Source organism: Hydrogenophilus thermoluteolus (assembly GCF_003574215.1).
Taxonomy (GTDB): domain Bacteria; phylum Pseudomonadota; class Gammaproteobacteria; order Burkholderiales; family Rhodocyclaceae; genus Hydrogenophilus; species Hydrogenophilus thermoluteolus.
Genome location: NZ_AP018558.1, coordinates 755,352 through 780,757, shown reverse-complemented (window position 1 = coordinate 780,757; position 25,406 = coordinate 755,352). Strand labels below are relative to the sequence as shown.

Annotated in this window: 20 protein-coding genes, 1 tRNA gene, 1 pseudogene and 1 CRISPR repeat array (1 of these 23 only partly in view); of the genes and pseudogenes, 12 read left to right on the top strand and 10 right to left on the bottom strand. The window is 61.4% G+C overall.

What is annotated here, in order from left to right; all coding sequences use genetic code 11:
• Positions 1-12: 12 nt before the first annotated feature.
• Complete coding sequence (locus HPTL_RS03805; RefSeq protein WP_119334786.1) at positions 13-837, bottom strand: symmetrical bis(5'-nucleosyl)-tetraphosphatase; 825 nt, start codon at positions 835-837, stop codon at positions 13-15.
• Between the two features lie 35 nt (positions 838-872).
• Between HPTL_RS03805 and HPTL_RS03800 the strand changes: the two genes are divergently transcribed.
• The gene (locus tag HPTL_RS03800) at positions 873-2,267 is read left to right on the top strand and encodes a 3-deoxy-D-manno-octulosonic acid transferase (protein ID WP_170141261.1); all 1,395 of its coding nucleotides are present in this window, start codon (positions 873-875) and stop codon (positions 2,265-2,267) included.
• Here the strand turns inward: HPTL_RS03800 and HPTL_RS03795 are convergent.
• The 6 genes from HPTL_RS03795 to HPTL_RS03770 are packed head-to-tail and all read right to left on the bottom strand — an operon-like array spanning position 2,197 to position 9,420.
• Positions 2,197-3,513 (bottom strand): TolC family outer membrane protein, encoded by a 1,317-nt coding sequence (locus HPTL_RS03795; RefSeq protein WP_119334784.1) that lies wholly within the window; start codon positions 3,511-3,513, stop codon positions 2,197-2,199. The two genes, HPTL_RS03800 and HPTL_RS03795, sit on opposite strands and share 71 nt — an antisense overlap.
• Positions 3,510-3,863 carry a rhodanese-like domain-containing protein gene (locus HPTL_RS03790; RefSeq protein ID WP_119334783.1) on the bottom strand — a complete coding sequence of 118 codons (354 nt, stop codon included), beginning with the start codon at positions 3,861-3,863 and terminating at the stop codon, positions 3,510-3,512. The genes HPTL_RS03795 and HPTL_RS03790 overlap by 4 nt, the downstream gene beginning before the upstream one ends.
• 10 nt (positions 3,864-3,873) lie before the next feature.
• Positions 3,874-4,542 carry a protein-L-isoaspartate O-methyltransferase family protein gene (locus HPTL_RS03785; RefSeq protein WP_119334782.1) on the bottom strand — a complete coding sequence of 223 codons (669 nt, stop codon included), beginning with the start codon at positions 4,540-4,542 and terminating at the stop codon, positions 3,874-3,876.
• Positions 4,543-4,578: 36 nt separating this feature from the next.
• A complete protein-coding gene (locus HPTL_RS03780; protein WP_119334781.1) occupies positions 4,579-7,641 on the bottom strand; it encodes an efflux RND transporter permease subunit in 3,063 nt (1,020 codons plus the stop codon).
• Positions 7,642-8,727, bottom strand: coding sequence for an efflux RND transporter periplasmic adaptor subunit (locus HPTL_RS03775; RefSeq protein ID WP_119334780.1), 1,086 nt, complete (start codon positions 8,725-8,727; stop codon positions 7,642-7,644). It abuts the gene before it with no gap.
• Positions 8,728-8,751: 24 nt separating this feature from the next.
• A complete protein-coding gene (locus tag HPTL_RS03770) occupies positions 8,752-9,420 on the bottom strand; it encodes a TetR/AcrR family transcriptional regulator (RefSeq protein ID WP_170141260.1) in 669 nt (222 codons plus the stop codon).
• A gap of 127 nt (positions 9,421-9,547) precedes the next feature.
• On the opposite strand from HPTL_RS03770, the gene HPTL_RS03765 reads away from it, so the two are divergent.
• The 7 genes from HPTL_RS03765 to HPTL_RS03735 all read left to right on the top strand — a co-directional run bounded on the left by HPTL_RS03765 (position 9,548) and on the right by HPTL_RS03735 (position 17,408).
• A tRNA-Leu gene (locus tag HPTL_RS03765) sits at positions 9,548-9,636 on the top strand.
• A 130-nt stretch (positions 9,637-9,766) separates the two neighbouring features.
• Entirely contained in the window at positions 9,767-10,957 is a 1,191-nt protein-coding gene (gene csm6 / locus HPTL_RS03760) for a CRISPR-associated ring nuclease Csm6 (protein ID WP_197713767.1), read from the top strand.
• Between the two features lie 3 nt (positions 10,958-10,960).
• A complete protein-coding gene (locus tag HPTL_RS03755) occupies positions 10,961-11,992 on the top strand; it encodes an RAMP superfamily CRISPR-associated protein (protein ID WP_119334777.1) in 1,032 nt (343 codons plus the stop codon).
• A gap of 58 nt (positions 11,993-12,050) precedes the next feature.
• The gene (cas10, locus tag HPTL_RS03750) at positions 12,051-14,912 is read left to right on the top strand and encodes a type III-B CRISPR-associated protein Cas10/Cmr2 (RefSeq protein ID WP_119334776.1); all 2,862 of its coding nucleotides are present in this window, start codon (positions 12,051-12,053) and stop codon (positions 14,910-14,912) included.
• Complete coding sequence (locus HPTL_RS03745) at positions 14,909-16,051, top strand: type III-B CRISPR module-associated Cmr3 family protein (RefSeq protein ID WP_170141259.1); 1,143 nt, start codon at positions 14,909-14,911, stop codon at positions 16,049-16,051. The genes cas10 and HPTL_RS03745 overlap by 4 nt, the downstream gene beginning before the upstream one ends.
• 17 nt (positions 16,052-16,068) lie before the next feature.
• On the top strand, positions 16,069-17,004 hold the full coding sequence (gene cmr4, locus HPTL_RS03740) for a type III-B CRISPR module RAMP protein Cmr4 (protein WP_119334774.1): 936 nt from the start codon (positions 16,069-16,071) through the stop codon (positions 17,002-17,004).
• Between the two features lie 2 nt (positions 17,005-17,006).
• On the top strand, positions 17,007-17,408 hold the full coding sequence (locus HPTL_RS03735) for a type III-B CRISPR module-associated protein Cmr5 (RefSeq protein ID WP_119334773.1): 402 nt from the start codon (positions 17,007-17,009) through the stop codon (positions 17,406-17,408).
• Between the two features lie 23 nt (positions 17,409-17,431).
• On the opposite strand, the gene HPTL_RS03730 is transcribed toward HPTL_RS03735, so the two are convergent.
• On the bottom strand, positions 17,432-17,854 hold the full coding sequence (locus tag HPTL_RS03730) for a putative toxin-antitoxin system toxin component, PIN family (RefSeq protein ID WP_170141258.1): 423 nt from the start codon (positions 17,852-17,854) through the stop codon (positions 17,432-17,434).
• The gene (locus HPTL_RS03725; RefSeq protein ID WP_119334771.1) at positions 17,851-18,069 is read right to left on the bottom strand and encodes a CopG family ribbon-helix-helix protein; all 219 of its coding nucleotides are present in this window, start codon (positions 18,067-18,069) and stop codon (positions 17,851-17,853) included. The genes HPTL_RS03730 and HPTL_RS03725 overlap by 4 nt, the downstream gene beginning before the upstream one ends.
• Before the next feature lie 52 nt (positions 18,070-18,121).
• Between HPTL_RS03725 and cmr6 the strand changes: the two genes are divergently transcribed.
• From cmr6 to cas6, 4 genes are read left to right on the top strand one after another with little or no spacing between them, the layout of a single operon-like run.
• Positions 18,122-19,483 carry a type III-B CRISPR module RAMP protein Cmr6 gene (cmr6, locus tag HPTL_RS03720; protein ID WP_119334770.1) on the top strand — a complete coding sequence of 454 codons (1,362 nt, stop codon included), beginning with the start codon at positions 18,122-18,124 and terminating at the stop codon, positions 19,481-19,483.
• On the top strand, positions 19,480-20,958 hold the full coding sequence (gene csx16 / locus HPTL_RS11320) for a CRISPR-associated protein Csx16 (protein WP_197713766.1): 1,479 nt from the start codon (positions 19,480-19,482) through the stop codon (positions 20,956-20,958). The genes cmr6 and csx16 overlap by 4 nt, the downstream gene beginning before the upstream one ends.
• Before the next feature lie 8 nt (positions 20,959-20,966).
• A complete protein-coding gene (gene csx2 / locus HPTL_RS03710; RefSeq protein ID WP_119334769.1) occupies positions 20,967-22,175 on the top strand; it encodes a TIGR02221 family CRISPR-associated protein in 1,209 nt (402 codons plus the stop codon).
• Positions 22,172-23,119, top strand: coding sequence for a CRISPR system precrRNA processing endoribonuclease RAMP protein Cas6 (gene cas6 / locus HPTL_RS03705; RefSeq protein ID WP_119334768.1), 948 nt, complete (start codon positions 22,172-22,174; stop codon positions 23,117-23,119). Before csx2 ends, cas6 begins: the two co-directional genes overlap by 4 nt.
• A gap of 594 nt (positions 23,120-23,713) precedes the next feature.
• On the opposite strand, the pseudogene HPTL_RS03700 reads toward cas6, so the two are convergent.
• A pseudogene (locus HPTL_RS03700) lies at positions 23,714-25,086 on the bottom strand (IS701 family transposase).
• 60 nt (positions 25,087-25,146) lie between these two features.
• Positions 25,147-25,406: a CRISPR direct-repeat array (repeat unit 36 nt; unit sequence GTCTTAATCCCTTCTCAATCAGGGCATGATTCCAAC) (it continues 271 nt past the right edge of the window).

The following is a 25,406-nucleotide window of genomic DNA, read 5'->3' as shown; positions in this document are numbered from 1 at the left end:
GCGTGCCAGCGCTCACCCCTTCGTGCCGCCACAATCGGTACACGCCACCGAAACCACCGCCTGATCTTCCAGTCGCACCGCGGTCAACCGTCCACCATAGACGCAACTCGTATCGACCGCCATCACCGCCGCGTCGGCATAAAACCCCAACAGCGACCAGTGACCGAAAACCACCCGATACGGCAACGCCACCCGTTTGGCATAGCGAAACCAGGGAACGGTTCCCTTGGGCGCGTTCGTCGGCGGCCCTTTCGCTTTGAGCTCCAGGGCCCCGCTCATTGCATCGACGAAACGCATGCGTGTGAAACCATTCACGATGTAGCGAATCCGTGCCATCCCCTCCAATGCGGGGTGCCAGACCGATTCTCCCCCTTTGAGTTGGCGCAACCAGCCCAAGTCGTGCTGCAATTTCGCAATCACTTCGGCGTTGGCCGCTACTGCGGTTTCCCAATCCCACACCGGTGGAACGCCGGCGTGCGCCATCGCCCACCCCAACGCCTCGTCCCAGACCAACAGCGGCCGCGCCCGCAACCAATCGAGCAAGCGGTCGCGGCCCGACGCGGAAAAAAGGGAATCGAGCGTGTCGTCTTTCGCGCTTTTTTTGAGCCCCGCCGCGCGCATCAACGCATAGAGATCGTGGTTGCCCAACACCGCGGTCACCGCCTTTTCGGGCAACGAGGTGAGCAACCGCAGCACCTCGAGCGACTGCGGCCCGCGATTCACCAAATCACCGACCAACCACAAACGATCGCGCTGCGGGTCGAATTGACACAACGCCAACAATCGCTCCAACGCGGCACAACACCCTTGGACATCGCCCACCACCCAGGTGGCCATCGCACGAACCCTCCCTTCGCGCTATACTGACAACTGTGCGAACCTACCATATCTACGATCGCCTGTGGCACTGGGCGCGCCCGTTGCTGGAAAAGCGGCTCAAACGGCTTGCCGAGTCGCGCCACCCTGGTTACGCCGAAGGGATAGCGGAACGATTCGGCGTCGTCACGTGGCCCGAGACCCTGGCGCGTCCCGTTTGGGTGCACGCGGTTTCCGTTGGCGAAACGCGTGCGGCGCAACCGCTCATCGCGGCGCTTCGCCGCCAGTACCCCTCGCTGCCGGTACTCCTCACCCACATGACCCCTACCGGCCGCGAAACCGGCGCAAGCGCGTGGAGCGGCGACCCACTGGTGCGCCAAGCCTGGGCACCCTATGACCACACAGCATGGGTCGCCGCGTTCGTTGCCGCCACCCGCCCGCGCGCCCTCCTCTTGATGGAAACGGAACTGTGGCCCAACTGGTTGCGCGTCGCGCAGGAAACGGCGATACCGATTGCGCTCATCAACGCCCGCCTCTCCAAACGGTCGTTCCGCCGCTACCGCCGCTGGCAGCGTTGGCTACCGCTTGCGTGGGAAGCGCTCACCCTGATTGCTGCGCAAACCGCGGATGACGCAGAACGTTTCCGCGAACTGGGGGCAAAGCACGTGGTGGTCACCGGCAACCTCAAATTCGACCAGACGCCCAACCCCGAACTGGTCGCGCTGGGCAAAAGCTGGCAACGCCACTTGGGCAACCGGGCGGCGTTGGTCTGGGCAAGCACCCGCGACGGCGAAGAGAAACTGCTGCTCGACGCGTGGGAACGGCTCCTCGAAACCTTTCCCCCGCAATGGCGCGCCCCGCTCTTGGTGATCGTTCCCCGTCATTCCGAACGGTGTGACGCGGTTGGGGCGCTCCTAACCCAACGCCGCTATCAGTGGGCCAGACGAAGCGAAGCGCTCCCCCACCCAGGGCTGGACGTCTGGTTGGGAGATAGCCTGGGCGAAATGACCGCTTACTATACGATGGCACGCGCCGCACTCATCGGCGGCAGTTGGAAACCCTTCGGCGGACAAAACCCCCTGGAAGCGATTGCTGCCGGCTGCCCACCGGTAGTCGGTCCCCACGTCTTCCACTTTGAAGACTTGGTTGCCACGGGCCGTCGTTCCCGTGCGATCGTCCAATGCCCCGATCCGGAAGCGGGGCTTCGTTACGCATTGCGGCTACTGCACAGCGCGGAACTTCACGCAGAGCACGTCGCCCAAGGGGCACTTTTCCTTGCGGCGCACCGCGGCGCCACCGATCGAACGATGGCCATCGTAGCGCCGCTCCTCACCCCCTCCGCCGCAGAGCGCGACTCAGCGGTGGACGGAGTCACCCCATTTACTCTTCCTCGAACAGCGCATCCACCTGCGTCAAATCGGACGCCGCCAGCTGCCCCGCCGCGGCCTTGAGTTGCAACAGCGCCAGCAACGTATCGAAGCGCGCTTGCGCCAGTTGTGTCCGCGCATCGGCCACTTGCGCCTGCGCGTTCAACACGTCCAGATTGATGCGCACCCCAACCTCGAACCCCGTTTTCGTCGCTTCCAAATTTTTGAGCGACGAAGCAAGCGCCGCTTCGAGCGCTTTCACCCGGGTGAGCCCGTTGGTCACGTTCAGATAGGCCTGTTTTGCCGCCAGCGATGCCTGCCTCTCGGCCGCTTCACGGTTGCGCTCGGCTTGAGTCAGCAACGCAACCCCTTCGCGCACCTGCGACGTGATCGCGCCGCCTGCATAGAGCGGAATCGTCACCCGCACCCCGATCTGTGCGGCATCGGCGTCCACAGCGGCGAAACGCGACTGGTTAAAGAGCCGCTGATTGCCCACCATCGCTTCCAGATCGACCGTCGGTTGGTGGCCAGCGCGCCGCCGCGCCAACTCCTCTTTCGCAATTCGCTCTGCCACCTGCGCTTGCAACACCGCCAGATTGTCGGCGCGCGAGGCGGCTTCCCAAGCGGACAACTCTGCGGGCTCCGGAGGAAGCAGCTTCACGTCCATTTTCAAGCGCGGATAACGCTGCGGAGCCTGGCCCGTGATCGAGACCAGCGCGGCTTCAGCCACCGCTACCCCGTTCTTCGCCGCAACCACCTGGGCTTCGGCAAGGTCATACCGCGATTGCGCCTCATAGACGTCCACCACCGTGACGGTACCGACCTCGAAACTCGCCTTCGCCAGCTTCAATTGCCCCTCTGCCGCGGCGCGCAACTCCTCTGCCGCTTGCAGGCCCGCCCGCGCGCTCAAGACATCGAACCACGCTTTCGCCACCCGCAACACCAACTGCTGCTCCGCGTCCCGCCACTGCAACTCAGCCAATTCCGACTGCAGTTCGGCCTGCTTTGCCTGTGCCCAATTCTGGGGGCGATAAAGTGGTTGCGTGAGCTTCACACCCCACTGATTGGTGTTGTAATGTTTTTCGAACCCCCCGATTTCGACGCGGTTCCAAAAGGTATCCGCAGAAGCACCCAAGGAGGGCAGCAAGAGCGCCCGCCCTTGCACCTCCTTCTCTTTGCCTGCCTCGCGCGCTGCGCGTGCCGCCGCAATCACCGGATCGTTCTCTTCCGCCCAGCGCAATACCGTTCCCAACGGTTCGGCATGCGCTGAAACCAACCACCCTGCACAAACGCTGCTCACTAGCAGCGGCACCCACCGCTTCGCCTTCATCGTGATTCCCCCTGCGCTACCGGTTGCGTGGCGCCGACTTCACGCACCCACGCCACCATACCGCCTTGCAAGTTGTAGACCGCGTCAAAACCGTTCTGCTGCAAGAAATAGACTACCTGTGCGCTGCGCGCCCCACTGTGGCAGACGACAACGATCGGCCGGTCGCGCGGCAACGTATCCAAGGACAACGGAATCAGATGCATCGGAAGATGGCGCGCTCCCGGAAACGGCATCTGCGCCACCTCCCACGCCTCCCGCACATCGATCACCTCGGGACGCAACGTCTCCGTTTCTTCCGCAAGCGCCTTCTGCAACTGCGCAACCGTCCATTCTTGGATGGTCTGCCACATCGCACGCTCCTCATGCGGCCTGCGCCAGCGCTGGCGAAGGTTCCACCAACATCGGCACTACGGTTTCGAAAACCCCCTCTTCACGATACGCGCCCGGCGCCGTGCAGACGAAACGGACCGCCTCCATCACCGGCGCCGTTCCGACGAATGCCAACAGCCGACCCCCTACCTTCAGGTAACGCAGCAAATGGTCAGGACGCTGCCGAAGACCACCCGAAAGCACGATGACGTCGTACGGCCCCTCGCGCCACCACTTGGCACTGTCGTCTGCCACCAGCGCGTCGCCAACCATCACCTCGACATTGCGCACGCCCTGGTCCTGAAGCGCCTGAGCCGCGTACTCGGCCAACACCCCTTTGCGCTCGACGGTCACCACGGAACCGCCCAAGTGGGCCAAACACGCGGCAAAGAACCCAGAACCGGTCCCCACTTCCAGGATGCGCGCGTCGGGTTGGATCATCAACGCCTGAAGCGCTTTCGCCTCGACCACCGGACGCAGCATCTGCTCCCCTTCCGGCAACGGAATCTCGACATCGGCAAACGCCAACGCGCAATGTTGCGGCGGAACGAACCGCTCACGCTTTACCGTCATCAGCGTATCGAGCACCCGCAAATCGAACACCTCCCAGGTGCGCACCTGTTGCTCGACCATGTTGAACCGCGCCTTTTCCCAATCCATCGGATCCTCCTGATTATTAGCAAATATTGATGAAGATTATACCCCGACCGTTTTCGGCAACCGATACCAGATCGCGTAGAGCGCCGGCACGAAAAGGAGCGTGATCGCCGTTCCCACCACCACGCCGCCGATCAACACGATCGCCAACGGCCCCCAGAAGGTGTCGGTAGCAAGCGGCAGAAACGCCAAAGCGGCTGCCAACGCGGTGAGTACCACCGGCCGCGCCCGCCGCACCGCCGCTTCGATCACCGCCTCTGCGGGTGACCACCCTTGCTCTTGAAAGTCACGAACCTGCTGGGTCAGGATCAGCGTGTTGCGCATCAGAATCCCGCCCAAACCGATGAGCCCCAAGAGCGCGACGAAACCGAACGGTCGTTGCGTAAGCAGCAGCGCCACCGTAGCGCCGATCAACCCCAACGGCGCCGTGGCCACGGTCATGAAAGTTCCGGCAAACTCCCGCATCTGCAACATGATGAAAATGAGCGTCACCGCCACCATGATCGGTTGCAATTTCTGGATCGACGCATCCGCCTTACCAGAGGCCTCGACCGTGCCGCCAACCTCCAGATGGTACCCCGGCGGCAACGTCGCACGAAGCGGTTCAAGCGCTTGCCAGAGCGCTTTGGTGACATCAGGCGGCTGTGCCCCTTCGACTTCGCTCTGCACTGCGATGTAGCGCTCGCGGTTGTACCGTTTGATCACCTGATCCTCGTAAGCAACCACGATTTTCGCCACAGATTGCAACGGAATCCGTGCCCCGGCCGCATTGCGAACTTCCACTGTGGCCAACGCAGCAGGATCGCGCAACCAGGCGTCTGCCCCGCGAGCAATCAGCGCCACCGTACGATCGCCGCGCCGCAATTCGGTCACCGGAACCCCCGTGAGCGCGAATTGCAACTGCTGCTTGACCTCGAGCGGTGTCAACCCGTAACTGGCCAACCGCTCGGGCAGAAAAGTCAACTGCAACACCGGGGTTCGTTCGTCATAATTGAGGTGCGGATCGACCACGTTCGTGTGTTGCGCCATCACCGCACGCACCTCATGCGCAATGCGACGCACCTCATTGAGATCGGGTCCCATCACCCGGAACTCGATCGGCCACGCCACGGGCGGCCCGTAGAGCAACCGATGCACGCGCACCCGCCCCTCGGCAAACTCGCCCCGATCCACCGCCTGCTGCACCGCGGCGATCACCCGTTCCCGAGCCGCAACGTCGTGCGTGACCGCCACGATTTTCGCAAACGCCGTATCGGGTGGTTCGGGACTTGCCGAGATGAAAAAGCGCGGCGCACCCCGCCCCACATGCGCCATCATCGACTTCACCTCGGGCATCGGTGCCAGCATCGCCTCGATGCGCCGGGTGAGTGCGTCGGTTGTCGCGATGCTGGTTCCCGCCGGCATCTGGATGTCGATCAACACTTCGGGCCGGTCGGAGCTCGGGAAAAACTGCTTCGGCACTGCTTTTGCCATGCCGACTCCTGCCGCGACCAGCAACGCCAGCGTCACCGCCACCACGCTCTTACGGTAGCGCACGCACGCGCTGATGAGCCACCGCAACCGCTGATACGCGGGCGTGCCGTAGATCGCATCGATTCCCCCCTCGATCTTTCGGTAATGCGGCAACAACTTGAAGCCCAAGTAGGGCGTAAAGAGCACTGCGACAAACCACGAAACCACCAATGCGTATGCCAACACCCAGAAGATGTTGCCCGCATACTCCCCCACGCCCGATTTGGCAAACCCGATCGGCAAAAAACCCGCCGCCGTCACCAGCGTCCCAAAGAGCATCGGTGCCGCGGTGGCGTGCCAAGCGTGGGTCGCCGCATGCGCCCGATCCCACCCTTCCTCGAGCTTGACCACCATCATCTCGATCACGATGATCGCATCATCCACCAACAGCCCCAACGCCAGGATCAACGCACCCAGCGAAACGCGGTCCAGACTGATCCCACGCGCGAGCATGATCAGGAAGACGATACTCAGTGTCAGCGGAATCGCGATCGCGGTCACCACCCCCGCGCGCCACCCCAGCGCCAACAGGGTCACGACCGTCACCACCGCCACCGCCATGAAAAACTTCACCTGGAAACGGTCGACCGCAGCCGAAATCGCCTCGGCCTGGTTGGTGAGCACCTCCAGATGCACCCCCGCAGGAAGCCGCTTTTGCGCATCGGCCAAGAACGACTCGAGCCGCTTGCCCAACGCCAGACCGTTTTCCCCGCGCTGCATCACCACCCCGAGCAACAACGCATCGTCGCCACGAGAACGAACCAGATAGCTGGGCGGATCCTCCTCCTGCAGATGGACGCGCGCCACTTCCCCCAAAGGCACCACCCGCGAACCGATCCGCAACGGCAACGCTTCCAGACGATCGAGCTCAGCCAGATCCGCCGCAGGCAACCGCACATAGAGCCGCGCCGCGTCGGTTTCGACGAACCCGGCAGGGGCCATTTCGTTGTAGGCCTGAATCGCCTGCATCACCTGCAACGGCGAAACACCCAAGCGCTGCAACCGCGGCCAATCGAATTCCAGATAGACCGTCTGCGGCCGCTCACCCAGCAATTGCGCCTTATGCACACCGGGCAAGCGCTGCAACCGGTCACGAATCTCCTCGCCGATTTCGACCAGTTCCCGGTGGGTCTTGGTAGGCCCCGTAAGCGCAAGGAGCGCGAAATAGACGTCGGAAAAGTCGTCGTTCACGATCGGCCCGATCGCTCCCGCGGGCATCGACCGCGTCTCATCCCACATGCGCTTACGCACCTCGTAAAAGAGCTGCGGCAGTTCGCGCTCCGGCACGTAATCGTGAAATTCCACCTTGATATCGGTCCGCCCCGGGCGAACCGTCGCATCCAGCCGGTAGAGGTTGGGCACCTCTTGCAGGCGCTTTTCCAACCGTTTCGTGATCTGCGCTTCGACCGCCTCCGCACTCGCTCCCGGCCACACGGCAGAAACCATCAACACCCGTACCGTGAAAGCCGGGTCTTCGGCGCGCCCCAATTGCAAAAACGCGAACGCACCGCCTGCCAACGCCAAAATCAAGAAAAAGAGGGTCACGGCGCGTTCGCGGACCGCCAACGAGGAAAGATTGGGGAAAGCCATCTACCTCGCCTCCACCACCGAAACCCCCGGGACCAAGCGGTGGGTTCCCCCGGAAACGATCCGTTCGCCTTCTTGGAGCGAGCCCGCCACCACCGCATCGTGGCGCCCATAATGGACCACCGTCACCGGCACAGGCGTCACTTGCCCATCCGGTGCCACGCGCCAGACTCGCGCGCCACTGCCCCGTTCATCGAGCGCCGCAGCCGGTACCTGCCACACCCGTTGCGCGTCCGCTTCCGCAAACGGCAAGGTTAGCCGCCATACCGCCCCCAAGACCAACGCGTTGTCTTCTGGCAGCGAAGCAGCGAAACGATAGCGCGCCCGCACCGTCCGCGACAGGGGATCGAGCGCCCCATCCTGCTCACGCCAAACCACGGGAAACCGCGCACCGGAAGGCGATTCCGCCGTCCCTTCCTTGGGGGGATGGTGCGCGAACGATTCCGGGAGTGCCACCTCCAGTTCCCGCTCCGCACCCAGCGCCATTTGTACCACCGGCTGCCCCGCGGCCACCACTTGCCCCGGTTCGGCCAACCACGACAACACCACCCCATCTTGCGGCGCTTTGAGCTCGGCGTGCGCCACCATCAAACGGGCGCTACGCACCTGCGCTTCGGCCGCCTGCATTGCTTCGAAAGCGGCTTGTTCGCTGGCTTTGGCGCGATCCCACTGCTGCTCACCCACAAACCCCTTCGCAAAGAGCGCAGCAACGCGCTTGCGCTCATTCTGCGCCAACTGCCACTGCGTTTTTGCCTGTTGCGCCTGTGCCTTCGCGGCGTCCAACGCCGCTTCGAGATCGCGCGTATCGAGCCGCGCCAGTACCGCCCCTTTCTTGACCGAAGCCCCCGCTTCCACCGTACGGGCAAGCAAGCGGCCGCTTGTCTGGAACGCCACGCCCACCTCATACCGCGCGCGTACTGTTGCCGCAAACGTGCGCGCTGGCGCCGCAACCGCCCGCACCGTTGCGATGGGAAGGGCAAGCGGCTCCGATCGCACACCCGCTTCTGCCCCCCTAGCCACGGCAGCGCTCATGATCAGCACCACCGCCAGCAACCATCGGGGTCCCACCATCACCCATTTCGTCGTCATCGTCGCGCGCTCCAAAAATCCCGATCACTCCACACGCCGCAACAAACCGTCTCTGAGCAGCAACCGATAATTGGCCCAGAAGACCGCCTCATCCAGCGCTTCGGAGGCTTCGGAACAGACCACCGCAAATGAAGAAAGCCACAACGAACGCTGCAAAAGCGGCGCCACCACCAACCGCGCAGTGGCTTTCGGCTGCAACGTCACCGGAAAATCGCCCCGCTTCTGACCGTCGATGATCACCCGTTCCACCAACGCCATCGCGGGGTGAATCACCCGATCGTGGTAAACGGTGGCCATCTCCGGAAAATTGCTTGCTTCCGACATCACTAGCTTCGCGAGTCCCCCCAACGGCGTGTGAAAAATGCGTTCCCCCCACCGTTGCAGCAACATCCACAACCGATCAAACGGGGCTGCGTCGGCAGGCACCCCTTCGGTGAGCCACTGTTCGTCTTCCCCCAAGAGCGGCGCAATCACTTGTTCCACCACAGCCGTGAAAAGCGCCAATTTGTCCGCGTAGTAGAGATAGATCGTTCCCTTCACCACCCCGGCGCGCTTTGCCACGTCTTCCAAGCGCGTTGCCGCGTACCCGCGCTCGATGAAGAGCGCCATCGCCGCTTCCAACAACTCCTGCGGTCGCGCCTCTTTCCGCCGCCGCCGCTTGGTTGGCATCGTTACCGCTTCGTTCTGCGTCACGTCCATGCTCGTAACCAGATAATGACCAACAAGTCATAATTTCACCACAAAGCCGACGAAATAACAAGTCGACGCATGGGTTCATTCGTTCGGGCCCTGCCAGGTTTGCGTATAATTGCGGTGCGATGCCGGGGTGGTGAAATCGGTAAACACAGCGGACTTAAAATCCGCCGGCGATCAAAAGCCTTGGGGGTTCGAGTCCCCTCCCCGGCACCATGCCAATCTCAGGTCGATACATCCCAGACCTTCTCCCCACAAGCTTGTGGTAATCTCCCCACTGTGATCCGATAGCGAAAATAACAATACGCCATCACAAACAATACGCCATCACAACAGGGGGATTCCGGTGCCGAGCCAAGCACCCCAAGCCTTTTCGCGACGCATCTTGCTGGCGGTAAGCGGTCTCACGCCTCAGATCGTCACCGAAACCCTTTACGCGCTGATCCATCAGCCGCAGCCCTTCATCCCAACCGAAATCCACCTCATCACTACCGTCGAGGGCGCCAAACGGGCCAGGCTTGCCCTGTTTTCCCAAGAACCCGGTTGGTTCCGTCGCTTCTGCCAAGACCATGCGCTGCCGCCCGTCGATTTCGACGAACGCAGCCTCCACGTGCTCTCCCACCCATCCGGACAACCGCTGGAAGATATCCGAACACCGGAGGACAACCGGCTTGCGGCGGATCAGATCCTTGCCTGGGTCCGCACCCTCACTGCCGACCCGGAAAGCGCCCTTCACGTCTCGATTGCCGGTGGTCGCAAAACCATGGGCTACTACCTGGGGTACGCCCTTTCGCTCTACGGCCGTCCGCAAGATCGCCTTTCCCACGTCCTGGTCTCAGAACCCTTCGAATCGACGTGGGACTTCTTCTACCCCACCCCGTACGAACGGATCATCCAGACGCGGGACGGCAAACTGGTCGACTGCCGGGACGCAACCGTCACCCTTGCCGAAATTCCGTTCGTGCGGCTGCGTGACGGCCTGCCGCCCCGCCTACTCACCGGCGAAGCCGCGATGAGCGAAGTGGTTGCCGCGGCAGAGCGGGCGCAACAACCGCCTCGGTTGGTCTTGGATCCTGAAAAACGGACCGCATGGGCGGACGATCTCGCGCTCGATTTGACGCCTACCGAATTTGCCGTCCTCTATTGGCTCGCACAGCGTGCGCGCCATGGCGACCCGCCAATCGACTGGAAGACGACAGAGGCGCGCGACGAATACCTCAATATCGCGAAAACGCTCTTTCATCCGATGAGCACCGAGTACCAACGGATTGAAGAGGCGTTCCGATATCGCAACGACGGAAAACTCATCGCGGAATATTTTCAACCGCACAAATCGCGTATCAACGCCGCCATTGCACAAGCGCTTGGCCCGCACGCGGCAAAGCGCTATCAGATCCCACCCGGCAGCATGAATGGGCTACCCCTCGACTCCCAACAAATCGAAATAGCGAAGCAGAACCACCACCAACCACAAGCTTGTGAGCACCCGATCACTCCGAACCATTGCGCTACTCTTGCACCATCGAGCGAGGAATAGAAGATGATGCACACCGCTACCTACACCCTTACGTTCATCACCCCGGCCTTCCTGGGCGACGCCAACCAGAACGCCCGCTGGCGTACCCCACCCATCAAGCACGAACTGCGCCACTGGTGGCGGGTTGCTTATGCTGCGGACCATGGCTTTCGCGTCAATGTGTCCGAGATGCGGCGCGAGGAGGGGTTGTTGTTTGGGCATGCGTGGCTTGATGACGATTACTACATAAAGAATGGCCGTCGCGAGAAGACCACTGCCCGCAAGAGCCAAGTTCGGCTGCGGTTGTTGGGGCCCGGGGGTATTAAACCGAAAGACGTCTGGCAGGGGAAGACAAGCAATGGCGTGAAACCCCTTGATCCCGGGCTGGATACCAGTTACGCCTGGTTCGGGCTGATCAAGCGCGGAGCCAACCTTCCGGATCGCAATCGGCTGGAGCCCAGGGAGGAACGAGTGCTCGTGCTGGCTTTTCCTGATGAGCACAAAAAAGTCTTGCACGACGCGCTGCGTCTAATCCACACCTTTGCCACGTTGGGCAGTCGCAGCCGCAGTGGCTGGGGGTCGGTGCATCTGGAGGGGCTAGCGCCGCTGACGGCGTCAGAGCTGGAGCACTACGCGCAGCCCATCGGAAAGTGTTTAAAACGCGAATGGGCAGCATCACTGGCTCAAGACCATGAGGGAAAACTCTGCGTTTGGCACAGCAGCAACTCCTTCACGAGCTGGGACAAGGCTATAGCCCAGAGCGCACGGATCAGGCGCGAGATCCGGACCGCATTGAAAGGCCAGCCGGATCTGCGCAAGGCGTTGGGGTTCGCCGGCAGAGGACGCATGCCGAGCCCGCTGCGTTGGAAGGTCCTGCAAGAAGGAGAATCATTTCGCCTACAGGTGGCCGCCTTTCCTCATGCGCTGCCTGCGGATAGTGGTGAGCGAATGGATGATCGACAACTTGAAGCTGCCTGGAAAAAGATCATAAGCGCTTTGGACCAGCGCCTTAGCCGTTATGTCAGAGAAGACGCCCATGCGTATCGCCTTGATTGACGAAAAGCAATCGCTGACACAGTCTGGCCTCAGACTGCAGTGTGTTCCGGAGTGAATCATGCAAGATGAAAAGCTTTGGCAAACCAAACTCGCCGCGCGCCTGCACGACCCACCCGAGAAGGCGCTGGTGCTGCTGCGCACCCGCGAGGGCCATGAGGGTGGCACGGTGGCGACACTACTGCAGGAAATATTCCCGCAAGGCGTGCCCGAGGAGATCGCGCGCCTTACCAAACAGGCCGACCACTGGGCAGCCGCCGCCGACCGCGCGGCCTTCCCCAACCGGGAAGGTGACGAGCGCTACCCGGCCTGGCAACAGGTGGTCTTCGTGAACGACCCGGTGCTGATCCATCCGCTCACCGGTGAGGCGCACCGGCTGCAACCGTTTTCCGACGACGTGAGCGCCGCCGAGGCCCAGGCCCTGGGCACGGAGCAGCAACGCGAGCTCCTGCAGCGGGACGCGGAGGGCAAGATCGACTTTCGCCGCAGCGCGCTTGCCCTGTGGCGCTTCACACCCGAGCTTGCGGGAGATCTCGCTGAAGTGTGGAAGCTTCTGCCCGCCGACAGCCGCGTGCCCGACCACACCATCCATGACCATCTCGACCTCACCGCGGCCTTCGCCGGGGCGTTTGCCGCCGACCCCAACGGGGAGCCCGCGCTCTTGGCCGTGTCCATCGGCCCGGTGCAGGACTTCATCGCCGCCGCCCGTTCCACCTCCGACCTGTGGGCGGGCTCCCATCTGCTCGCGCGCCTCTCTTGGGAGGCCATGCGTGTGATCTGCAAGGCGCTCGGCCCCGAGGCCATCCTCTTCCCACGCCTGCGCGGCGTGCCCCAGGTGGACGTGTGGCTCGTGCGCGAGTGCGGCCTGCCGGTCGAGCACTTCAATGGTTGCGAATGGCGCAAGCGCAGCACCGACGCCAACCCCCTGTTTGCTGCGGCGCTCCCCAACCGCTTCACCGCCCTCGTGCCGGCTTCCCAGGCAAGCAAAATCGCAGCCCGTATCGAGAGCACCGTGCGCGCCTATGCCCTGGAAAAGACCAAGGCGGCCTTCCGCCATCTGCTGCAGGTAACCGGGATCGAAGACCGCGATGAGCTTTACGGCTACAGGCAGATCGAGCGCCAGCTCGACGGCTTTCCCGAGGTGCACTGGGCGGCCGTCCCTTGGTCGCTTGCCAGCAGCGCGAAGGATGAAAAAGGCCGCGTGCTCGCCTCCGACGAGAAACTGGCCGAGGCCATGCGGCCGTTTTTCACGGGTGAGGGTAAGCCGGGCTGGCTGGGCAGCCGGGCCTGGCAGCTCCTTTCGGGCGGACTCGAGCTCGAACAGGGCTGGTTCTACCGCCCCAACCCCGGCGCGCTCTATCCCGCTCTGCACGAACTCTTGGAGCGGGCGCTGGCCGCGGTCAAGGCCACGCGCCGCTTCGGGCAGACCGAGGAAAAAGGCTGGCGCTGCGCGCTGACCGGCGAAGGGGAGTGGATCACCACCGACGCCAACCAGCTTCAAACCTCCTACCGCCAGCAGAGCGACACACTCTGGGCCAAGGTGAGTGCAAAGCGGCGCAGCTTGGTCAAGGCGGGCGAGCACCTCTCGGCGTTGCCCATGCTCAAGCGCCTGTGGCCCACGCTCTACATCGAAGAAGTGCGTGATCTGATCAAGGCGGGCGGCATCGAGCGCTTTGTCGTCTCCACCCACACCCTGGCGCTCGCCTCCGCCATCGAGCGCGCCATCGAAGCGGGCAAGCAGCCGGAGCCCGACATGACCCAAGGCGAACGCGTGGCCCTGCCACGACGCCTCGATGAAAAACTGCGCCGCTCCCAGGCAGTCGACGGCTGGCGCCGCGTGCCCGGCTGGCTGGAAGCGCAGATGGAGCGTGACGAGGAAGGCGCGGGCGAGGCGGCGCGCCAGCGCCTAGCCCGCATTCTGGGCGCGAAACCCGACACCTACTACGGGCTGCTCCTCATGGACGGCGACGAGATGGGGGCGTGGCTGTCCGCCGGCGCCGACAAGACCCTGCCGTTGAAGACGAGCTTTCACCCTACCCTGAAGCAGCGGCTCGACACGCGCTTTGACGGCGATTCGAATTTCGTCGCATACGCGAATGAGCTCCGCGCGCCCAACCCCGCCTGGCACATGGCGATTTCCGAGGCGCTCAACCAGTTCGCGCTGCACCTCGTGCCGGAGATCGTCGAGCGCGCCTATCTTGGTCGCCTTATCTACGCCGGTGGTGACGACGTGCTGGCGATGCTTGCTGCCTCTGACCTGCTGCCCGCGGCGGCAGCTCTGCGCGCGGCCTATTCCGGTCAGGAACTGACCGCAGCGGGCGGCACGGCGGCCGACACCGTTCGTTTGCAGCGCCTTGACAACGGCTGGGCGCAGTTCGGCAGCAAGGTGCTGCGGCTGATGGGGGAACGGGCGACGGCCTCCGCCGGCCTCGTCATCGCGCATCACCAGGCGCCACTGGGCGCAGTGCTGCGGGAACTTCGCGCGGCGGAGCGGCGGGCCAAGCAACTGCCAGGCAAAAATGCCTGGAGTCTCACGGTCCTCAAGCGCGGCGGCGGTGCGCTCTTTGTCACCGCCCGATGGGGTGAGCCGCTGAACCTTTTCGACGCGCTGCGCAGGCTGCTCACGCGCGAGGACGTCTCTCGCCGAGCGGCCTATCATCTGGTGGATTGGCTCGACGATGTGCCGCCGGACCAGCCCGAGATGGTCAAGTCCCTGCTTGCCTACCAGATGCAGCGGCAGTGCGATTCGACCCAGGCCCAGCAGCAGGTCGCAGAACTCGTGCCACGGCTGGTGGGACTGGCTTTCGACGACACCCAGCGTCCACATAAAGTCGAACCGCTGGCATGGCTGGCCGATTTCATGCTCGCTGCCGAATTCCTTGCGCGAGAAGAGCGCCATGTGCGCCTAAGGGAGGAAGCATGACTGCCACCGATGCCTTCATCGAAGCGCTCGATGTGCTGAGCCTGCGCGGCAACAAACTCTTCGGCGATCCGGGCAGCTGGGGCGAAGCGTGGATGCCGCCCCCGCCGTCGGTCGCCGCCGGCGCCCTGCGCTCACACCTGCTTGTCCACCGCGGCGTTGATCTCGCTGACTTTGCCAAAGGAGCAGTGAGTGACCCGCAGGTCGGCTCGCCAGACAAGCCGGGGCCCTTCACCCTGGCTGCCTTCCAGCTCGCCCGCCGGCAGGCCGACGGACGTATCGAGCCCCTCTACCCGGTTCCGGCCGATCTCGTGGTGCACGAAAAGGAAGGCGAGCGCAGGGTCGTTTCACTGCAAGCAACGCGGGTGGACGCGGCGCTCAAGGGCAGCGCGCCGCTGCCGCGCTGGCCGGCGCTCGCGGAAGGAGCGGAGCGCAGCAAGCCGGTGGGTGGACTCTGGCTCACCTCCGGCGGACTGCGCGCCTGGCTGGCGGGCCGTGCCATCGAACCCAATGAGCACCTCGTTGAGAGCAGCGAGCTGTGGAATCTGGAAGCCCGCGTAGGGGTGGGGCTTGATGCGCACAAGCGGCGCGCCGACGACGGCAAGCTCTTTTCCCTGCAGGCCATCCACCTCAAGCCCGGCGTGGGATTCGCCGTGCGCGTGCTCGGTGCGGAAGTGCCGGCCGGCCTCCTGCGCTTCGGCGGGGACGGGCGCGGGGCATGCCTGACGGCCGCCAGCGTGGACTGGCCCGAACCCGATTACGAGGCGATTTCCAAAGCGCGCCGCGCGCGGCTTCTGCTCACCAGCCCAGGCATCTTCGAGCGTGGCTGGCTGCCCACCGGCGCAGGCGAGGCGGACCCCACCCGCGGCGCGCCCTTCGCGCTCAACGGCGTGCGCGGGCGCATCGTTTGCGCGGCCGTGCCGCGCTCACAGGTGGTATCCGGCTTCGATCTCGCGCGCTGGCGGCCCAAAACCGCGCAGCGCGCCGCGCCGGCTGGCAGCGTTTACTGGATCGAAGACCTGGAGGCCACGCCCGAGGCGCTCTGCAAGCTTGTGGCGCGCGGGCTGTGGACGGACGACGCTTATGAGCGCGATCCGCGCCGTGCGGAAGGATTCAACCGCTTGATTTGGGCCAAATACTGACTCCCGGGAGAAACATCATGTTCCAGAAACACGCCGCCCTTTTTCTTTACGCCGTCAGCCCCGTGCACATGGGCGCCGGGCAGGCCATCGGCGTCATCGACAACCCCATCCAGCGCGAGCGCCACACCAACCATCCCTGTTTTGCCGGATCCGGCATCAAGGGTGCGCTGCGGCACGGATTCGCAGCGCTCAGCGACGACAAATCGCTTCTCGACCGACTGTTCGGGCCAGAGGCGGGTAAAAGCGATCTGCACGCCGGCGCGGTAAGCGTAGGGGATGCCCAGCTCGTCGCCTTTCCCGTGCGCTCCCTCAAGGGTGGCTACGTCTATGCCACCTGCCCGACCGCACTGGAGCGTGCCCGGCGGCTGCTCAGCCTGATCGGCGTGCAGGTCACCTGGCCGCCGCTGCCCGATTTGAACGAGGGAGAATGCCTGCTTGCCAACCCGGCTCTGACCACGAAACGCACGGAAAACGGAAAGCAGGCGTCCGTGCTACACCTTGAAGCCTTCGAGTACGTCGTAAAAGAAGAGAAGTGCGAAGCGCTCGAGAGCATCGGTAATTGGCTCAAAGACAATGCTCTGCCACAACAAAACGGCAAGGACGAAGCGTTTGAATATTTCCGGAGCAAAATCGCCAGCGACCTCGTGGTGCTCTCCGACACCGATTTTGCCTATTTCAGCGAACACGCTACGCTTGTGGAGCCCCACGTGCGTATCAATGACGCCACCGGTACCGCCGATGACGGCGGCCTCTTCTACACGGAAAACCTGCCGCCGGAGTCGCTGCTCGTTGCGCCGCTCCTAGTCAGCCGAACCCGCTCGGGTAAGGACGACATCGCGCCGGAAGCGGTGATGGGTCACATCAAGGGGGTAATCGACGGCAAGCTGCTGCAGATCGGCGGCGACGCCACCACCGGCCGGGGGCTTGTGGTTGCCAAAGTGGTGGAGGGATGACGATGAGTGCGCACACCCACACCCACACCCAAACTCACCAAAACCAGCACACTCGACTCACGTTAGAACAACAGCGCGCGCAGGATGCCTGGAACAAATCCGCACGCTATACCGACAAACACCGCAATTTCGCCAAAAGCATGCCGGCACTCATCATGAACTCGGGCCTGATGCAGGTACTCGCCTTTTGCCACGAAAAAGGGGGCGAACACGAAGAGATCGCCCAGGATTTACGCCACTGGCTCAACCGTCGGTTCAATGGCGTGGATAAAGATCCGGGCTTCGAGGTTTTCATGGAAATGCTGCTACTGGCCGGACCACGCCAGTACCAGATGGCCACCACCGAAGCGTTCGCCTGGCTCAAGTGGCTGCGGCAGATGGCCAGCGCCCGCAACACAAGGTAATGAAGCACGCGATGGGACCGATTTCACCCCAGCCCGCGCAGACGCAAGTAGGCGGCGCGGGGCTCAAGGATGGGCATACCCTCGACTGCACCGAGCGCAAGCAGCGCCTTGTCGCCGGTGATGAACAAGTCCGCCTGTGCGGCGAGAGCGGCGGCAATGATCGCCACATCGTCCGCATCGGGGAAGTTCTCTGGTGGCTGCCAGATCGCTCCATCCTGAGCCTGCTCACACAACGCCAGCACCTGCAACGCCGCATCGACGGACTCACCGTGCAAGTTGAATTTATCGCCCAGAATGCGCGCGGTTTCTGCCGCAACACAGCCGCTAGTTACAAGTGTCACCCGTGTTCCACCATGCAACGCCAGCGCCAGCCGCACCAGGTCCCGACACAAGCCCTTGGCGGCAAAGGCACTGATCCAGACGTTGGTATCGAAAAACAGCCTCACGAAACCTCGCGGAAGATGTCTTCGTCGGTGAGGAATCCGGCCTGTTCGGCGGCGGGTTCGATCAGCGTGCGTGCGCGCTCAAATTGGGCCAGCGCCAGCTGCCGCCGGATGAACTCACGCGCCAGATCGCTCTTCGGTCGGTGTAGCGCGCGGGCCAGGCGGTTGAGCTCGCGATCGAGGGTTTCGTCGAGACGGATGGTCAGCGTCGTGGACATGGTTCATCACCTCAGGGACAACTGTAAGACATCTTAACACAGGAGCTCTCTCATGCCGATCGCCGCGGTACCCGCCTATATGGGACAGGAGTTCAAGAACGCCTCACCGGGCATGCGTTTTGGCATGTACCTTGCAATTTGGACGGATCGACCTGACCAGGAAGCACAAGTCAAAAAGCGCGCTGAGGCCCAAAGTAGAGAAGGCCAGGAATTGAGAGAACTGCTACGCAGGCAAGGCATGGACGCAACCATTGCCGACCTGTGCGGACAAAAGCGGCTTCCCGGCCTCTGGGAAAAAAACGATCATGCCGCCCGAAAAGCGTGGGATGCCATCAAAAAACTCTCACAAGCGGATAAAGCACTCATGCAGGCTCTCGCCCAGCGTCAGGAGACCTTGGGTGGAAAGGCGCGCGGATTCTCTCTGGAAGCAAAAGCCACCGCCCCCTTCGTCACGGGCTTGGGCAACGAACACCCGCTGGAAAATGGTTTTTCTTTTCTCTGGCCGTATGGCCTTCCCTACTTGCCGGGTAGTGGCGTCAAAGGGGTAGTGCGCCGAGCAGCGCAAGAGCTCGCCGAGGGGCTATGGGGTGATACCCGCGGCTGGAGCCTGGAACCAGGTTATGAAATCGAAGTGAAAAGCGGCAAAGAAAGGACGCGCATCCAACTTTCCGTGCTCGACGTGCTCTTTGGCCGCGAACCGCCTTCGGGTGACTCCAACGCCGTGCGCGGGGCACTTTCGTTTTGGGACGTAATCCCGCTTATTGCTGGCGACAGCCTCATGGTCGAGGTCATGACACCGCACCAGTCGCATTACTACCAGCAAAAAACGGAGCGGAAGAGCGGCAACAGCACCACGCCCCACGACAGTGGCCAGCCGAAACCCATTTTCTTTCTCACCGTGCCGCCGGGCTCGGAGTTTAAGTTCTACGTCGTCTGCGATACTGCGCACCTCAAGCGTCTGACGGCGCACAAACTGGACGGCGCGCCAGATCTGCTTGCCACAAGCGATGGCCGCCCCCTTTGGCAGCAACTGCTGCAGACCGCCTTCGAGCATGCCTTCGAATGGCTTGGTTTTGGCGCCAAGACCGCTCTTGGCTATGGCGCGATGACAGCAAAACCAGACGAAGAAGCAACGAACAATACGCAGCAGTCAGTGTTCCGTAACGTGGCCCCTAAAACAAACGAAACCTGGAAACAGGCCACACTCGAGTACAAACCCAACACCCAAGAGGTAATGGCAACCTTCCAAAACCAGAAAACCGCTCCTCTGCGCCAAAAGGCGGCACAGGAGTTCCTGGATCAGCTTGGTGAAGAACGGCGCAACCGGCTCAAGAAAAAACAAAAGCTTGCCAACGTATCGGTCATTGTGCGCAAACAAGGAAACCATTTCGAATTGAAAGGTATCGCCGAATGAAGCTCATCAGTTTCCTCGGTACTGGCAAATACGAAAGCGTTTGCTACCATTGGGAAGGCAAGCGCTACGAATCACGTTTCGTTGCTGAAGCGCTGGCACGTCTGAGCAATGTCACTTCCGCCGTCATACTCGCCACAGAGGGAGCGGAACAAACCCATGGTCAAGCGTTGGCAGACGCTTTTGCCAACGCAGCCATTGACTGTCAATTCAAGCGCATCCGGAATGGCCAATCCCCAGATGAGCTGTGGGACAACTTTTCCATCCTGACCGACCTGCTCGACACTGAAGAGCCCGCACTCCTCGATATCACCCACGGATTTCGTTCTCAGCCGTTTTTCGCTGGGGCGGTGGTCGCGTTCTTGCGCACCATCCGCAACAAAACGTCATCTGTGCGCGTCGTCTACGGTGCCTTCGAAGCCCGTGACGCAAACAACCAAACACCTGTTTGGGATTTGACCCCATTCGTCGAACTGTTGGACATCACCCAAAACATCCACATCTTCCTGCAATCTGGTCAGGCAGAGAATTTGGCAGCCCACATCGAAGAACTCGGGCGTAAGCTGGCCTGCGAATGGGCGCGCACCAAACAAGGGCCACGCCCGAAGCTCGACAATTTCGCCAAGGCACTTCGTGAATTCAGTGAATCGCTCACCACGGTCCGGGTCGGACAGATACTCCTGTCAAATGGTCGAAAACCGTCCAAAGCGGCGCAACTCCTTCAAGCCATCGACGAAGCCAAGGCCGACCTCACCCAGCATTTACCCCCGGTTGCACGGGTGCTCGATGCAATGCGCGCCATGGTGGAACCACTTACCCCTGAGCGGACGGATCTTACCGGAGACGAAGGAAAAGCGCTCATGGCCAGCCTTGCCCGGCTGTATCTCTCCCTTGGCCGCTATGCCGAAACCGGCATCGTACTGCGTGAAGGGTGGGTGAATCTCTATGCCACATCGCAAGCCACTTGCCCTGGCCAATCGTTCGACAAGCAAGAACGTGAGAAAGCCGAAAAACGCATGAGTTTGGCGGGCAATACCGAACGGGAACTTGCTGGCCTACGCAACGATATCGAACACGCAGGGTTTCGTCAGCAACCCTTGCCGCCGCAAACGATCAGGGAAAAACTGCAACGTTTTCTCGACACCTTCGAACAGGCCCAACTAGCAACCAAACCGGAAACTTCAGAAGGCACGATCTGGTTCGTTTCCCGTCACCCCGGTGCGGTAGCATGGGCTGCGCGACAAGGGTTGAAGGTAGATCGGCAAGTGGCGCATCTCGATCCGGATGAGGTCCAGGCAGGCGACACCGTGATCGGCACCCTGCCCGTACATTTGGCCGCACAGGTCTGTGCACGTAAAGCGCGCTATCTCCACTTATCACTCGATTTACCACCTGAAGCACGCGGCCTGGAACTTTCCGCCGACGACCTCGAACGCTACGGTGCCCGCTTAGAGGCCTATCACATCGCGCAGGAGTGACCGCAATCATGACCACCCTGATCTCCTTTCTCGGCAAAAGCCAACTCGACAGCAAAACCGGATACCGCACTGCCCGCTACCGCATGCCGGACGGCACCATTCACGAAACCGCCTACTTAGGCCTGGCACTGGCCGAGCATCTTGCAGCCGAGCGCGTCATCCTGCTGGGCACCGAATCGAGCATGTGGGACCTGCTGGTGGAAAACGTCGCAGGTGACCACGCCGCGGATGAACTCCGTCTGGAACTGTTCGATGCCGTGAAGGAAAGTCGCGTCACCCAGTCCCTACTCGATGACGTTGCGCCTTCGATGGCGGCACAGCTCGGACGACCCGTTGCCAGTCTGCTCATTCCGTCCTGTGCCACTTTCGCAGAACAGCAGGAAGTCCTTACCCGGCTGGCCGATCATCTCCATCAAGGTGAGTGCGTCGTGCTGGACCTTACCCACGGTTTTCGCCACTTGGCGATGTTGGGCTTTGCCGCAGCCCGCTATCTTGTCCACGCGCGCAGCGTTACCGTGCACGGACTCTACTACGGCGCCCTCGACATGACGCACAATGGCGTCACACCCGTGGTCACACTCGACGGGCTGGCACACCTACAAGAATGGGCCGAGGCATTCGAAGCCTATGAAGCCAGCGGCGACTTCTCCCGCTTCGCGCCGCTGCTGGTCCAAGATGGCTTCCCCCGCACGGCAGCGGATGCGCTCGAACGTGCGTGGCAATTGCTCATGGTCACTAACGTCAATGATGCGGCCAAAAGCCTACAACCTGTGCTAAAGCAGCTTGGCGAGCCGCTTTCGGGCGCATCAGAACTTTTCCGGGCACGCCTACTTAAAGCGCTGCGCTGGAGTCAAGAAAGCACCCTTTCGGAAAAATTACGCCGACTTGCCCTTCAGAGTCTGAAGCGCGGCGACACCCTAAGAGCCAGCATCTTTGGGTTAGAAGCGTTCCTTGCCCGTGAAGTGGAAACCGCTGATGGTGACCCTCTTGACTTCGCACAGCGAAAAGCTGCCGACGAACGGTTTCAAGAACAAGCACGGGACGGTTTGCACCCTGATTGGAAACGGGAAGCTTTTTGGCTGCTCAAAAATGTGCGCAATTCCTGTGCCCATGGCACACCGCCAAGCCACGCCCGCCACGCCCAGCTTTTGCGCAACCCGCAGCAACTTGCGCGTGAGCTTGAAGCAACCTTGAATCGACTGACCAACACCCCATGAACGCTCCAGACATCGCCCTTCCCGTGGCGCGCTACCGCCTCGAGTTCGAAGTCACGAAGGACTTGCACCTGCCAGCCTACGCTGGCTCCACGCTTCGCGGCGCATGGGGGAGCGCACTGCGCGCAATCTGCTGCATGACGCGCTTACCTGTATGTGACAACTGCCCGCTGCTCGATACCTGCCCTTATGCAGCGATCTTCGAGACGCGCCCGCATCAGCGCCGCGCATCCTTTTTGCAGAATTTCACACACGTGCCACGCCCCTACGTGATCGAGCCTCCGCAAATGGGCAAACGCAGTTATATACCGGGCGAACGCTTCTCCTTTCATATCGTACTCGTTGGTCGCGCACTGGAACATCTCTCTCTCATCCTGTGGGCCTATGTCAAAGCGTTCCGGCGCGGCGTTGGCAGCGGTGACGGTACGGCGGAACTTTTGCGAGCCATCCATATGGGCGAAACCGAAACCATCGTGCTCGAAGCACCGGGCAAGGCTCTCAAACCGCATGATCCCGCCATTCCGAAAACACCCGATCTGCGCGGGACGGTCACGTTGCAGTTTCACACACCGCTGCGATTGCAGACCAACGGTCGACGAGCTACTCGGGAAGAGCACACCGCACGCAAACTCCTTACCGCTTTAATTCGTCGCATTGCTCTGCTCAACGCCTACCACGGAAACGAACCATTCGTGCTCGACCTCAAAGCACTAGCAAACCAAGCGAACCTCATCACCAGCGAAACCCAATTACGCTGGCACGATTGGACGCGCTACTCCACCCGACAGAAAAAACACATGGCGCTAGGCGGCGTAGTGGGCACATGGAAACTCATGGGCGACCTCACCCCTTTTGCTCCTTTCCTTCATTTGGGGCAGTGGGTTCATGTGGGTAAAGAAGCCACCTTTGGTCTAGGAAAATACCACCTGACGCTTGCGCATTCGTAATTCCCGAACAAGCCACATTCCCAATAAAGGCACAACTCCATTCTTCCTCCTCGTTCAAAAGAAAAGCAAAAAGAAAGCATCAACCCTCTTCATGCCTGTTCACAGCCAGCTAGCACAAGCTTGTGGTATCAACAAGCGCTATCACGTATGGGCAAAAGGTTTCACCGCTACAATATCAACAATTCGACTGTGAACAGATCACGGCAGAAATGCAGCGCGTACAAAACCGAGCTTTACAGCTAGCTGGGCGTTTGGACGAAGCAGCGCAAAACGACAAAATTCTCACAGGCGTGGGACTGATTCTTTTTTGGCCAGCATTGTTTGCTCTGGGTGGAACCAAAGAACAAGAAACTGAATATGCTAGACTCAGAGGTGAGTACGAAGCGCTTCAACAGGTAGCAATACAGAAGAAATGCCCTGGCGCAATTTCGAACGAAACATAACAAAAAAACAGCCAAACAAAAAAACACCTGTTCAAACAGGTGTTTTTTTGTTTTATGCCCTCAATTTAGTTTGACTGTGTCAAAAAATTTTTCTTCATCACCCTCTTAATTTGACTGTGTCACAAAAACCTTTCACTCTCACACCTCCTACCTACACGTTCTCCCACAGCACGGACATCGCAGGAGTCCTCGGGCGATGGCTTGGGTGATCCGATGACGAATCGTTGCGATCGAGTCGGGTACGTGGCGTTGTGCTCTTGGGGCTTCCCCGGGGGACGTACCAGTGGGGTAAGGCAGGCGCTTGTGGGAAAAGACCGTTTTTTTTATCCCAGCCTTTGAGTCGTTGCAGGAGCAAAAAGCCGTAGGCGGCGATCGTGAGCGTGGCGTGGTGGTGAAACCCACGCCAGTTGCGCCCTTCGTAGTGGCCAAGCCCCACTTCCTGTTTGAGTTCGCGGTAATCGCGCTCGATGCGCCAGCGCATCTTGACGGTATGAACCAGCTGCGTCAATGAGTAGCTCTGAGGAAGGGTGCTCAGAAAGTAGTGACTCGGTTCGCTTTCCGTTTCCGGCCATTCGATGAGCAGCCACTCGGGTTCGCGAAGGGTAGCGCGCCAATAGTCGCGGTGCACGGCTCGTACCCGCACCGCCGCAAAGCGTGAGCGCAACACCCCATTGCTGCCTTCGCGCCAGGTGACCGTCCGGTAGGCGCTCTGCGGTAGGCTCTCGGCAAGCCGCTTGACCGATACCGGTTCGTGCCCGGGGCTACGACGCAGGTTTCTGGCCGGCCGCCCCCGTCCTGTGTACGGTTCCGGTTGTAAGGGTTCTACCCCAGGTGGCCAGACGGTGGTCGCTTCCCGCACCGCCACCGCGTAGCGAAGACCCCACTCGGTGAGTCGGTCGCGAAACGCCGTGCTGTCACCATAGGCTGCATCGGCAAGCACCACCCCAGGGGTAACGCCTGCTGAAAGCGCATCCGCAATTTGTGCAAGCGCAATCTCAGGCTTCGTGGCAAAGGTCACCGTTTCCGGTACCCCCGCCTTTTTGCGTCGCTCAGGGTCATTGGCCCACGATTCCGGCAGGTAAAGACGAAAAGCAATCGGTAGGCTTCCTTTCTCGCTTGCCACAGAGAGCGACACGGCAACCTGGCAGTTCTCGGTCTTGCCCACTTGCCCGCAGTATTGCCGGGCAACGCCCACCGAGTGGCGACCCTGTTTGGGGATCCCAGTCTCATCGACGATCCAGTAGCACGCCTCATCAAGTGCAGGTACGGAGAGACGATTTCGCGCACTTTGCGCAATACCGCTTCGTCCGACCACGGAGATTTCGCCACGAAGTGGTGTAGCGCCTGATGCTTGGCTTGAACCCGCTCGGGGTCGATCTGCGCGGCAATCGGTTCGATGCTTTTGCGCGCAATCGGCAAAAGGAGCCCGCGGCAGTAGTCCTTGAACCCCGCATGACGATCGGCGTGTCCCAGCACCTTGGCAATCCGGGTGAGGTAGGATTCGAGTTCGCCGGCGAGGGTCATCGGAATGTCCCTTCAGAAATCAAATCGGAAAAAAAAGTATAGCGTTTTTTTGACACAATCAAATTAATCCCTTCTCAATTAGGGCATGATTCCAACTTGAAAACGCACGCACATGCTTTGTCGAATCGCGTCTTAATCCCTTCTCAATCAGGGCATGATTCCAACCACGAGGTTTGCGTGATAATTCCCGTTAGCGCGCTGTCTTAATCCCTTCTCAATCAGGGCATGATTCCAACCCTGCATCTGTGGACGTCATCCGCAAGGCAACGGCCGTCTTAATCCCTTCTCAATCAGGGCATGATTCCAACATGGAAAAACAT